The organism is Actinoplanes sp. NPDC048796 (assembly GCF_040650035.1).
Lineage (GTDB): Bacteria > Actinomycetota > Actinomycetes > Mycobacteriales > Micromonosporaceae > Actinoplanes.
The window spans coordinates 248594-260468 of sequence record NZ_JBEZGO010000004.1 but is presented as its reverse complement, the minus strand read 5'-3'; the positions used below and the strand labels follow the sequence as shown (position 1 = coordinate 260468).

The window sequence follows — 11875 nt, the reverse complement described above, 5'->3', positions numbered from 1 at the left end:
CACAAGAGTGGAACTGCGTGACTACCTCCGGGTAGCGAGACGGCAGTGGTGGGTGGTCGCACTCACCGTTGTCGCCGCCATGGGGATAGCGACGCTGTACACGGCCCACACCACGCCCTTGTACGCGTCGGCCGCGCAGTATTTCGTCGCCACCGCCAACGCGGAGGGTTCCAGCGCACTCGAGGGGTCGATGTTCGCCACGAACCGGTTGAAGACGTACGAGGCGGTTCTCAAAGGGGAACGCCTCGCGAAGCTGATCGCCGCCAACGACGACCTGAGCCTGACCCCGGCGCAGATCCAGGACCGCATCTCGGTCGTCACCGATTCGGCCACCGTATTGATCGATGTGACTGTCGAGGACGCCGTTCCGGAACGCGCGCAGGCGGTCGCCGAGGAATTGGCCGTGCAGTTCCCGGCGCTCGTGAAGCAGCTCGAACTGCCCGACAACGGCAAGACCGCGGCGGCCACGATCGAGACGATGGTGCCGCCGAAGCTCAGCGAGAACCCGGTCGTGCCGCGCCCCATGCACAACCTCGCCCTGGGTGTCGCCATGGGCCTGCTGATCGGCACCGCCCTCGGCGTGGTCCGCGAGATCGCCGACAGTTCCGTGCGGGAGCCCGGCCAGCTGCGGGAGCTGGCCGGGGCGCCCGTGCTGGCCTGCATCCCGGTCGACCGCAAGGCGGCCCGGCGCCGCGGCGGCGGCCCGTTCCTGTCCGACCGTGACTCCAGGCGGGCCGAGGCGCTGCGCCAGCTGCGCACCTCGGTGCAGTACGCGAACCGGGACCGGCCGGTGAAGACGCTGGCCGTCACCAGCGCGATGCCCGGCGAGGGCCGCTCGTCCACCGCGTGCGGGCTGGCCATCTTGTTCGCCGAGGCCGGTCAGCAGGTGCTGATCGTCGACGCCGAGCTGCGCCGCCCACGGCTGGCCGCCTTCCTGGGCCGGGAGGGCTCGGCCGGGCTGACCACGGTGCTGGTCGGGGCGGCCTCGCTCGACCAGGTGCTCCAGCCGTGGGGTACGGGGCTGTGGCTGCTCTCCAGCGGCCACCCGCCGCCCAACCCGAGCGAGCTGCTCGGCTCGCAGCGCATGGGCGACCTGCTGGACGAGCTGCGCGCCCGCTTCGACCTGGTCATCCTCGACTCGCCCCCGCTGCTGCCGGTGGCCGACGGGGCGGTCGTCGCGGCCCGTACGGACGGGGCTCTTCTCCTCGTCCGGTCCCGCAAGACCACGAGCGCTCAGGTCACCGGCGCCGTGCGCGCGCTCAAGCAGGTCGACGCGCGCCTGCTCGGCTGCGTCTTCACCATGGTCAAGTCCCGGCAGGCCTGCTATGCAGCCTAGGCCGACGGAAAAGCCCGGCCGTCTTCAGACCGAGGCCGAGCAGCGGGTTCCGCAGCGGATCGCCGAGGTGTTCGCGAACAGCCCGGACGACCTGCCGACCCGGCTCGCCACCATGGCCCGCTACGCGCGCCGGGCCCAGGTCACCCGCTTCGCCGCCCTGTACGAGCTGTTCAAGCTGGCCCTGCCGGTCAAGGGCTCGATCGTCGAGTGCGGCGTCTTCCGCGGCGCCAGCTTCATGACCTTCGCCCAGCTCAGCGCGGCCCTGGAGCCGACCAACCTGACCCGGCGGCTGTACGGGTTCGACTCGTTCGGCGGGTTCCCGTCGGTCTCGGCCGACGACCGCCCCGACCAGACCGGCGCCCGCACCGGCGACCTGGCCGCCGACAGCTACGACGAACTGTCGAAACTGCTGGAGATCTACGACACCGACCGCTTCCTCGGGCATCTGCCCAAGGCCCGGCTGATCCGCGGCGACGTCACCGAGACCATCCCCGCCTTCGTCGCCGACAACCAGCATCTGATGGTCAGCCTGCTCTTCCTCGACCTCGACCTGTACGAGCCCACCCGCACCGCGCTGCGGCACTTCCTGCCCCGCATGCCCAGGGGCGCGGTCCTCGCCTTCGACGAGCTCGACAACCCCTTGTGGCCCGGCGAGACGAAGGCGGCCCTGGACGAGGTGGGCCTGAACCGCCTGGAGGTGCGGCGGTTCGACTTCGACCCGTACATCGGATACGCGGTCCTATGACGAGCAGCGACCTCGCCCGCGCCGTCCGCCAGCACGTGCTCCGGATGACCAACTCGGGCCGCAGCTCCCACGTCGGCTCGGCGCTGTCCTGCGCCGACCTGCTGGCCGTGCTCTACGCCGAGATCCTCGACCTCGACCCGGCCCATCCCGGCAAGCCCGACCGGGACCGGTTCATCATGAGCAAGGGCCACGCCGGGGCCGCCCTCTACGCCGTCCTGGCCGAGAGCGGATTCTTCGACACCCGGCTGCTGGCCCAGCACTACCGCAACGGCTCGTTCCTGTCCGGGCACGTCAGCCACGTCGGCATTCCCGGCGTCGAGTTCTCCACCGGCTCGCTCGGGCACGGGCTCCCGGTCGGCGCCGGCCTCGCCTGGCAGGCGCGGCGCACGGACCGGACCTGGTTGACGTACGTCCTGCTGGGCGACGGCGAATGCGACGAGGGCAGTGTCTGGGAGTCGGCCATGTTCGCCGCCCACCACCGGCTCACGAACCTGGTCGCGATCGTCGACTGGAACGGGCTGCAGTCCATGGCCACCACCGAGCAGACCCTGGCGCTGGAACCGTTCGCCGAGAAGTGGCGCTCGTTCGGCTGGGAGGTGGCCGAGATCGACGGGCACGACCACGGCCAGATCCGCCAGGCCGTCCGGCCGGGGCGGGAGCGGCCGAAGGTGGTGCTGGCCCGTACGGTCAAGGGCAAGGGTGTCTCCTTCATGGAGAACCAGGTGCTCTGGCACTACCGGCCGCCGGACGACGCCGAGCTGGCCGGCGCGATGAGCGAGGTGGCGCCGTGAGGAGCCGCTTCTTCGACGAGCTGCTGACCGCGGCCGAGGCCGACCCGAACATCGTCTTCGTCACCGGCGACATCGGCTTCGGCGTGGTCGACGAGCTTCAGCGGACCTGCCCGGGACAGTTCGTCAACGCCGGCGTGGCCGAGCAGAACATGACCGGCCTGGCCGCCGGAATGGCGCTGGCCGGGGCGCGCGTGTTCACGTACTCCATCGCGAATTTCCCGACCCTGCGCTGCCTCGAGCAGATCCGCAACGACATCGCCTACCACCACGCCGACGTCATCGTGGTGGCTGTCGGCGGCGGGCTGTCCTACGGGGCGCTCGGCATGTCGCACCACGCGACGGAGGACCTGGCCATCATGCGGGCCGTCCCGGGGCTGGCCGTGGCCGCGCCGGGCGACGCCGCCGAGACCAGCGCCGTGATGGCCGACCTGGTGGCGAACGGCGGACCGGCGTACCTGCGCCTGGGCAAGGCGGGCGAGCCGATGGTGCACCGCGGGCCGATCCAGCTCTGCCGCGGCGAGTCGATCGCGCTGCGCACCGGCGGCGACATCGCCCTGTTCAGCACGGGCGCCATCCTCGAGTCGGCGCTGCGGGCGGCCGACCTGCTGGCCCAGGCCGGCGTTCGGGCCGACGTGCGCTCGTTTCCGTGGATCGACCCGCTGGACCTGGTGGCCATCCACGACGCCGCCCACCGGTACCCGACGATCGTCACGGTCGAGGAGCACTCGGTCATCGGCGGGCTGGGCAGCGCGGTCGCCGAGATCCTGGCCGAGATGCCGCAGTCGGCGTCGCTGATCCGGGTGGCGCTGCCGCCCCGCTTCTCGTCCCTCGTCGGCGACCAGGACTACCTGCGCGGGGCGCACGGCCTCGACCCCGCCTCGATCACCCACCGGGTGCTGGAACAGATGGAGGTCAACCGTGGACTGGCGAGTCAGGTTCGTTGACTACCCCGAGCAGTGGCGCCGTCAGCGCGACGGCCTGCTGCCGGTCATCGAGGACACGATCGCGCGCGGCGACCTCATGCTGCGGCAGCAGTTGCACGACTTCGAGGAGCACCTGGCGTCGTTCAACGGCTCGGACCGGGCGGTCGGGGTGAGCAACTGCACCGACGGGTTGCGGTTGCTGGCGCACGCGCTCGACATCGGGCCGGGCGACGAGATCGTCACGGTGGCGCACACGTTCGTGGCCACGATGTCGCCGTTCGTGCTGCGCGGGGCCAAGCCGGTGCTGGTCGACATCGGCGACGACCACCTGATGGACACGTCCCAACTGGCTCAGGCGGTCACCGAGAAGACCCGCGTGATCATTCCGGTGCACCTCAACGGCCGCACGGTCGACATGGCGGCCGTCCAGAAGGCGGCCGGCGAGGTGGGGGCGGTGGTGATCGAGGACGCGGCGCAGGCCCTGGGCGCGTCCCTCGACGGGCGCACGTCGGGCACCTTCGGGTGGGCCAGCACGTACTCCTTCTACCCGGCGAAGATGCTGGGGGCGATGGGCGACGCGGGCGCGGTGCTGACCGACGACCAGGCCCTCGCCGACCGGCTGCTGGCGCTGCGCGACCACGGGCGGGTGGCCAAGGCGGAACTCGACGGGTGGGGCTACAACTGCCGCCTCGACAACCTCCAGGCGGCGATCCTGGACTGGCGGCTGGCCCACATGCCGCAGTGGATCACCCGGCGCCGCGAGATCGCGCGGATCTACACCTCGCTGCTGCGGGAGGTGCCGGAGATCGGCATCCCGGTCGGGCCGGACGACGACCCGCGCCGCAACGACGTCTACCAGAACTACCCGATCACGTCCGACGCGCGGGACCGCCTCGTGGCGCACCTGCGCGACGACGGGATCGAGACGCTGATCTCCTGGCCGATCCCGCTGCACAAGCAGAAGGGCCTCGGCCTCGACCACTGGCACCTGCCCCGGACCGAGAAGCTGTGCGACCAGGTGCTGTCCCTGCCGATGCAGGTCGAGCTCACCGACGATCAGGTCTCCTTCGTCGCGGAGAGCGTTCGAAGGTTCTTCGGCCGATGAACGCGCCCTTCGTCAGCGTCGTCGTCCCCTGCTGGAACGAACGGGACTTCATCGAGAGTTTCCTGGCGTCGGTGGAGCGGTTCGACTACCCCGCTGATCGGCGGGAGCTGCTGGTGGTCGACGGCATGAGCAGCGACGGAACCCGAGATGTCCTACTAGATAACGACAAGCTGGTCTTGATCGACAATCCCGGCCGCAGCAAGCCGGTGGCGCTCAATCTCGGCATCCGCGCGGCCAAAGGCGAGATCATCGTCCGCCTCGACGTCCACGCCGACTACCCGCCCGACTACCTGTCGAAATGCGTCCAGGGCCTGCTGGATCATCCGGACGCCGACAACGTGGGCGGCGTCCGGCGCTCCGAGGCCCGCGACGACAGCCTGATCGGCCGGGCCATCGCCCTGTCCACGACCAACGCGTTCGGCGCCGGCAACACGAAGTACCGCATCGGCGCCTCCGAACCGCAGTGGGTCGACACGGTCTTCGGCGGCTGCTACCGGCGCGAGGTCTTCGACCACATCGGCTACTTCGACGAGGCCCTGACCCGCGCCCAGGACCGCGAGCTCAACCAGCGCCTGCGCGCCTCCGGCGGCAAGATCCTGCTGCTGCCCGACATCACCTGCACGTACTACGCCCGCAGCGACTACCGCGAGTTCTGCTCGTGGATGTTCGAGGGCGGCTACTGGCCGTTCCGGGCCAGCCGCGCCGTCGGCCGCTGGATCGGCGCCTGGCGCAACGTCGTCCCGCTCGGCTTCGTGCTCGCCGCCTCCGGCGGCCTCGCCCTCTCCCCCTTCTCCCGCACGGTCCGGCGTCTCACCCTCGCTCTACTGGGTACGTACGGAGCGGCCGCCCTGTACTCGGGGGCGCGCGTGGCCCGCGAACAGCACGACCCGCGCCTGCTGGTCGTCATGCCGATCGTCTTCGCCACCACCCACGTCGTCTACGGCGCCGGCTCCGTGTGGGGCATCCTCGATCCGGCCGGGCGGCGGCCCTCATGACCGAGTTCCTGTACTACCGCGGGCGGGTGGCGCTGCACGCGATCCTGCGCGGCCTCGGCGTCGGGCCCGGCGACGAGGTGATCGTGCAGGCCTACACCTGCGCCGCCGTGATCGAGCCCCTGCAGAGGCTTCAAGCGGTTCCGGTGTACGTCGACATCGACCGCACCACGTACACGATGGACCTCTCCCGGTTGGCCGCGGCTGTCACCGGCCGCACCCGGGCCATCGTCGTGCAGCACACCTTCGGCACCCCGGTCGACCTGGACCGGGTGCTGAAGATCGCCGGGAACGTGCCGGTCGTGGAGGACTGCGCGCACATCACCGAGCCGGCCGAGCGCGGCCCGGTCGGGCGGACCGGGGTGGCCGCCTTCTACTCGTACGAGTGGGGCAAGCCGGTCATCGCCGGGGTCGGCGGCAAGGCGGTCGTCAACGACGAGCGGCTGGCCGCCACGATGCGCGAGCAGTACGCCGCCTACACACCCCCGCCGTCACGCCGCGAAGCCGTGATGACCGCGCAGTTCCTGGCGCATCAGGTGGCGACCGAACTCGGTGTGACCTGGCGGCTGCGCGCCCTGTACCGGCGGTTGTCGCGGCTCGGCCTGGTCGTCGGCTCCTACGCGGCCGACGTGGCGGCCAGCCCCGAGTACGAGTGGCGGATGACCCGATCGGTCCGGCGGCGCCTGCCCCGCCGTACGGCCCGGGCCCGCAAGCAGCTCACCCGCCGGGCCGCCGTCGCCGCCCGGTACCGGGCGGGCGTCACCCGTCTCGGTTTCGACGTGCCCACGCCGGTCACGCCACCCCTGCGGGTGCCGGTGGCCGTGCCCGACAAGCGCGGCCTGCTCGACGAGGCGGCCCGCCGGCGCCTCGAGGTGGGCGACTGGTTCACCACGCCGGTCCACCCGCTGACCGGCGCCGACCTGGAGGCCGCCGGATACCGGCCCGGATCGTGCCCGAACGCGGAATGGGCGGCCGAGCACGTGGTGAGCTTCCCCGTCCGCGCCGACATCAGCCCGCACGACGTGGAGCGCGGCCTCGACCTGCTGGACTCGCCGGACACCGGGGAGGGTCCGCGCATCCTGTCCGGCCCGTTCACCGACGCCCAGATCCGGGCCGTGGCCGAGATGCACGCCACGGAGGTGGCCCACGGCTTCCTGTCGTCGCTGGGCGTTCCGGCGCTCGAAGTCCTCTACCGGCACGTCGCCGACAGCCGGCACTGCGCCCTGTTCCTGGCCGTCGACGGCGGCCGCCCGGTCGGCTACATCTGCGGCAGCCTCGACACCGCGGCGCTGGTCCGCGAGTTCATCCGCCGGCGCTGGTGGGTGGCCGCCCCGGCCCTGCTGCCCCGGCTGCTGCGCCCCGGCCGGATCTTCCGGGCCATCGAGACCCTGCGCTACGCCCAGGCCGGCGACGACCTGCCCCGGGCCGAGGTCATCAACTTCGTGGTCCGCCCGCCGGTGCGCGGCGCCGGCCTGGCCCAGGACCTGTTCGAGCGGCTGATGGACTGGTTCTCCGAGCACGGCGAGACAGCGGTCAAGATGGTCACCGGCGAGCAGCAGCGCCGCGCGCACGGCTTCTACCGCAAGGTCGGCGCCGAGCTGCGCGGCCACACCTCCATCCACAGCGGCGCCGCCTCGCGCGTCTACCTCTACCGCACGGCGTTACGCCAGCAAAACCCGCAAACCACCCCTTAGTGGTACGCCGCGCCGATACGCTCACGGTGGAGGGGGAGCCATGGAACTGGCCAAACGCGTCATCGACATCGCCGGGGCCACCGGGATCCTGCTGGCCACCGCGCCGGTCACCGCCTACGCCGCCTGGCGCATCAAGCGCGAGGACGGCGGCCCGCTGCTGTACCGGGGCGAGCGGATCGGCCGGCACGGCAAGCCGTTCGCCATGCTGAAATTCCGCAGCATGGTCCTGGACGCCGAACGCCTGGGCGGCCCCTCCACCGCCGACGACGACCCGCGGCTGACCGCGACCGGCCGCATGCTGCGCCGCTACAAGCTCGACGAGCTCCCGCAGTTCCTCAACGTGCTCAGGGGCGAGATGAGCCTGGTCGGCCCCCGCCCGCAGGTCGCCTCCGACGTGCGCCGCTACACCGACCGTGAGCGCCTGCTGCTGAGCGTCAAACCGGGCATCACCGACTGGGCGTCGATCGTCTTCCGCGACGAGGGCGCCATCCTGGCCGGCAAAGCGGACCCCGACGCCGCGTACGACGAACTGATCCGCCCCCGGAAGATCGCCCTGGGCCTGGCCTACGTGGAGAACCACTCCCTGCGTACGGACCTCAAGATCCTGATCCTGACGGCCCTGGCCATCGCCGGTGTCTCGCGGGTCGACGACCTGATCCCGGCGACTCCCCTCCCAGGCCTTCCGGTTGCCTGAGGCGCTCCGCTCCCTGTTCCGCAGCGTCCCCGCCGTCGTCCGCCGGGACTACGTCTCCTCCACGGCCATCCACTGGCTGACGCTGGCCTCCGGCCTGCTGCTGTTCCACCTGGTGGCGCGGCGCGCCGGCCCCGCCGGCTTCGCCTACTACCAGGTGGCCCGCGGCGTCGTCGCCACCCTCCAGCCGTTCGCGCTGCTGGGCCTGGTCCCCGCCCTGCACCGCTACCTACCGAGGGCCGGGGCCGGCGCCCGCATGCTGGCCCGCCAGTCCTTCCTCACCCAACTGGTCCTGATGGACCTGCTGGGCCTGCTGGGCCTGCTCGTGGCCGACGACCTGGGCCGTCTGCTGGGCATCCCCGGCGGCGCCACGTCGGTCCGCGCCGTCATCATCCTGCTGGCCGGCAACTGCCTCTGCGTGACAGCGGTGGCCGCCCTGCGCGGCTGCGGCCAGGTGACCGCGGCCAACCTGGCCTGGCTCCTCGGCCTGGGCATCCTCCCGGTCGTGGCGTTCGCCCTGACCGACCGCATGGAGCTCTTCCTGGCCCTGCAGGGCATAGCCATGGTCATCATCGCGGTGGCCGCCATAGCCGTGGCCCGTCCCCCACAGTCCCACCAGGCCGCGTCCCCGTCGTTCCGCACGGTGGTGACCTTCGGCCTGCGGCGCGCCCCCGGCGACATCGCCCTGCCGGCGCTGTTCTCGTTCCCCACCTTCTACGCCGCCGCCGCGGCCGGCCCCGGCGACCCCGACGCCGGCTACGTCGGCTTCGTCACCTCGGCCATCACCCTGATCTGCTCGCTGTTCGGCATGCTCACCCCCGTCCTGCTCCCCCGCCTGAGCGGCGCCTTCCACACGACAGGCGTCGGAGCCGAACTCGGCCGCGGCCTGAAAACCCTTCCCGTGGCCGCCGCCGTCCTGACGACCCCGGTTACCGGCCTGCTGTTCCTGACCGCCCCCACGATCGTCCACAACTTCCTGGGCCTGGACTTCACCGAAGCCATCCAGGCCCTGCGCCTGGGCCTGCCCGCCGCCATCCCCTTCGCCGTCTTCTACGCGGCCCGCCCCACCTTGGACGCCCTCGCCGACTCCCCCATCGTCAGCCGCCTCTTGCTGGCCTGCCTGGCCCTGCAGATCGCGGCCACGCTCACCCTGGGCACCCTGCTGCCGCCGGCCACCGCGGCGCTGGCCGGCCTGAGCGTCGGCGCGATCACGCTCGGGGCGCTGTCCTACGTCGCACTCCTGCACACCATCCCGGCCCCGAGGATCTCGACGACGTAGGCGGCCTCACTCAGCGGTGCCGGACAATATCGCCAGGCCGTCGGCCGACAGACCACACCGAACCGCGGAATCATCGTGTTCGATCGCCGACTTACCGTCCTTGCCCTTCTTACCGAGGAAGTCGACGGTCTCCTTGCTGCCCTTGACGAGCTCCCGATACTTCAGAATGACTTCCGCGCAATAGCCCGGCGGGGGTGGAGCCGGTGCGTCGTCGGTGATCAGCGATGCTCCGAAAGCCATGACCGAGGCGACGACGGCGCCCGTTCCGGCGATGCAGGCGACCAGCACACTACGATCCGGCCGCGCGTCGAGCGGTGACACCGCGCGCTCGGGCTTGCCCGGCGGCTGCACTCCGGCCCTCCGCCTAGCCATCGGCGGCGTCTCGCCGGGACTGCCGTGCCCACGGCGGCTCGGGCCAGGGCTCATCGTGTGGCTCGTCCCAGGAGTCGTCGGGCCGTGCGAACTCCGGGAAGGAGGCCCCGGAGGAGAAGTCTCTCGACCGCGCGGACGACAACGCCCCATGCAACCTGTCGGCGGCGGCCGCCTCGCCGGATCGGGCCAGCGCATCGCGCACGGCGATTCCGAACTCGATCTCCTCCCGGCTGGGCGAGAGATCCCCGTTCACCGCGTCGTCGAAATGCATGGCCAGCAGCTGAGCGCTGCGGCCGATGCGATAGCGCCGCCCGGCGGCGACCACCAGCGCCCCCAGAGCGACAACAGTCAGAACGATGGCGGCTCCGATGAGCCAGCCGATGCGCTGGTCGGCTCTGAACGCTCCCTTGACCGCCGCATATACGCAAACAAACGCGGTGAGGGCCGCCCCGATCAGGGCCGCACCGTGCGCGGCGATCAAGCCCGGACGCGTGGCCGGCCGCCGGATGCTCCGATTGTCGCCGAACGCTGAGACCGCCGATCGGAGGCCGGACGGAGACCCCGCGCCCTGTTTGTCGCGGCCGACAACGGGTGGCCCTCCGGCGGTGGCCGCAACCGGCGGTCGCTCGAGGCCCGCGACCTCTTCCAGCAGCCTCCGCACCTCAGGAGCGGTGAGGCGTTCTTGGGGGCGATGCCGGAGAAGACCGGCCAGTACCGGCGCCAGCGGGCCGGCTCGCACCGGCGGGTCGGGCGGTTCCGTCGCCAGCGCCGCCAGGGTCGCCATGGCGCTGCCCCGCGCGTAGGGCGAGTGCCCCTCGACCGCCGCGAACAGGGTGGCGCCGAGCGACCACAGGTCCGATGCGACGGTGGACGTGCCGTCCCGGGCCCGTTCCGGCGACACATACTGCGGAGAACCGACGATGAGGCCCGGCCCGGTCACCGATCCGTCGTCGAGGAAGGTGGCGAGCCCGAAGTCGGTCAACTTGGCGTGGCCGTCGTCGCCGATCAGCACGTTGTGCGGCTTGACGTCGCGATGCAGCACCCCCACTCGATGCGCGTCGGTCAGCGCGTCGAGCAGGTCGAGGCCGATGCGGGCGGTCCGGTCCGGCGGGAACGGGCCGTCCTCCGCGATCATCTTCTGCAGGGAACGGGACGGCACGTACTCCATCACGATCCAGGCCAGGGCATCGGTGCTGACCACGTCGTAGACCCGCACCACATGGGGGCTGTTCAGGCGGCCCGCGCTGCGCGCCTCGCGCAGGGCACGGTCCCGCAGCCGGCGCCGCTCGTCGTCGCTCATCCACTCGGGAGGGACGAGTTCCTTGATGGCGACGTCCCGGTCGAGCAACTCGTCGCGCGCCAGCCACACCCGGCCCATGCCGCCGGTGCCGATCAACTCGACAAGACGATAGCGGTCGGCGACGAGCGTCGGCCTGACCGTCATCGAGCCTCCCACTCGTCGGCTGACGACAGGATAGGGGCCGGCGGCCGGTTGCCGGCCTCACGACCACCTTCCGGGCGGCCGATGTCATCGTCTCGGATGACGCGGCGGGTGGAGGACCGGCCCTGGTGCTGCCGAATTCCGGGTGAGTTCTGCAGTGGCGCGAGGACGGCTTCTGACGGGAGCTGAGCGGCCTTCAGCATCGCGCCGAGCTCGACGGGGTCTTCCAGCCGGCCGACGACGAGTGGGTCCGCTGGAGCGGCACCTCCTATCAGCAGGCCCGGGGTGGGCGCGGCCCGGAGCCGACGTGGTGGGTGACCTACGGCGAGCTGACCGGGACGAAGGCGCCGGCCGTCCTGCTCGCCGACGGGCAGCGGCCCGCCGTGCTTGTGGTGGGAATGGTGTGGGCCGCCGAATGGTGGTCCGGCCAGCAGGAGTTCACGATTTCGCAGCCACCGGGGTGAGGGCCGCCTAGCCTCAAAGGCGATGAGCGCGGTGCGGCCCAG

General features: G+C 71.6%; 11 protein-coding genes and 1 pseudogene. 10 read left to right on the top strand and 2 right to left on the bottom strand.

Annotation, left to right across the window (positions count from 1 at the left end; translation table 11 throughout):
* Positions 1-7: 7 nt before the first annotated feature.
* The 9 genes from AB0C26_RS19785 to AB0C26_RS19745 are packed head-to-tail and all read left to right on the top strand — an operon-like array spanning position 8 to position 9556.
* Positions 8-1336, top strand: coding sequence for a polysaccharide biosynthesis tyrosine autokinase (locus tag AB0C26_RS19785; protein ID WP_360248943.1), 1329 nt, complete (start codon positions 8-10; stop codon positions 1334-1336).
* On the top strand, positions 1326-2081 hold the full coding sequence (locus AB0C26_RS19780) for a TylF/MycF/NovP-related O-methyltransferase (protein WP_360248939.1): 756 nt from the start codon (positions 1326-1328) through the stop codon (positions 2079-2081). The genes AB0C26_RS19785 and AB0C26_RS19780 overlap by 11 nt, the downstream gene beginning before the upstream one ends.
* Positions 2078-2872 carry a transketolase gene (locus AB0C26_RS19775; RefSeq protein WP_360248936.1) on the top strand — a complete coding sequence of 265 codons (795 nt, stop codon included), beginning with the start codon at positions 2078-2080 and terminating at the stop codon, positions 2870-2872. Before AB0C26_RS19780 ends, AB0C26_RS19775 begins: the two co-directional genes overlap by 4 nt.
* Complete coding sequence (locus AB0C26_RS19770; RefSeq protein ID WP_360248933.1) at positions 2869-3816, top strand: transketolase C-terminal domain-containing protein; 948 nt, start codon at positions 2869-2871, stop codon at positions 3814-3816. Before AB0C26_RS19775 ends, AB0C26_RS19770 begins: the two co-directional genes overlap by 4 nt.
* On the top strand, positions 3791-4900 hold the full coding sequence (locus tag AB0C26_RS19765; protein ID WP_360248930.1) for a DegT/DnrJ/EryC1/StrS family aminotransferase: 1110 nt from the start codon (positions 3791-3793) through the stop codon (positions 4898-4900). The genes AB0C26_RS19770 and AB0C26_RS19765 overlap by 26 nt, the downstream gene beginning before the upstream one ends.
* A complete protein-coding gene (locus AB0C26_RS19760; RefSeq protein ID WP_360248927.1) occupies positions 4897-5895 on the top strand; it encodes a glycosyltransferase family 2 protein in 999 nt (332 codons plus the stop codon). The genes AB0C26_RS19765 and AB0C26_RS19760 overlap by 4 nt, the downstream gene beginning before the upstream one ends.
* Entirely contained in the window at positions 5892-7586 is a 1695-nt protein-coding gene (locus tag AB0C26_RS19755) for a bifunctional aminotransferase class I/II-fold pyridoxal phosphate-dependent enzyme/GNAT family N-acetyltransferase (protein WP_360248924.1), read from the top strand. The genes AB0C26_RS19760 and AB0C26_RS19755 overlap by 4 nt, the downstream gene beginning before the upstream one ends.
* A gap of 40 nt (positions 7587-7626) precedes the next feature.
* The gene (locus AB0C26_RS19750) at positions 7627-8280 is read left to right on the top strand and encodes a sugar transferase (protein WP_360248921.1); all 654 of its coding nucleotides are present in this window, start codon (positions 7627-7629) and stop codon (positions 8278-8280) included.
* A complete protein-coding gene (locus AB0C26_RS19745) occupies positions 8273-9556 on the top strand; it encodes a hypothetical protein (protein WP_360248918.1) in 1284 nt (427 codons plus the stop codon). The genes AB0C26_RS19750 and AB0C26_RS19745 overlap by 8 nt, the downstream gene beginning before the upstream one ends.
* 6 nt (positions 9557-9562) lie before the next feature.
* Here AB0C26_RS19745 and AB0C26_RS19740 read toward each other — a convergent pair whose 3' ends face one another.
* Both AB0C26_RS19740 and AB0C26_RS19735 read right to left on the bottom strand, forming a co-directional pair.
* Positions 9563-9907, bottom strand: a complete 345-nt coding sequence (locus AB0C26_RS19740) for a hypothetical protein (RefSeq protein ID WP_360248915.1) — start codon at positions 9905-9907, stop codon at positions 9563-9565.
* A gap of 688 nt (positions 9908-10595) precedes the next feature.
* Positions 10596-11372, bottom strand: a pseudogene (locus AB0C26_RS19735) (serine/threonine-protein kinase); the annotation flags it as partial.
* Positions 11373-11683: 311 nt separating this feature from the next.
* Here AB0C26_RS19735 and AB0C26_RS19730 point away from each other — a divergent pair.
* Positions 11684-11833, top strand: coding sequence for a hypothetical protein (locus AB0C26_RS19730; RefSeq protein WP_360248912.1), 150 nt, complete (start codon positions 11684-11686; stop codon positions 11831-11833).
* Positions 11834-11875 lie beyond the last annotated feature (42 nt).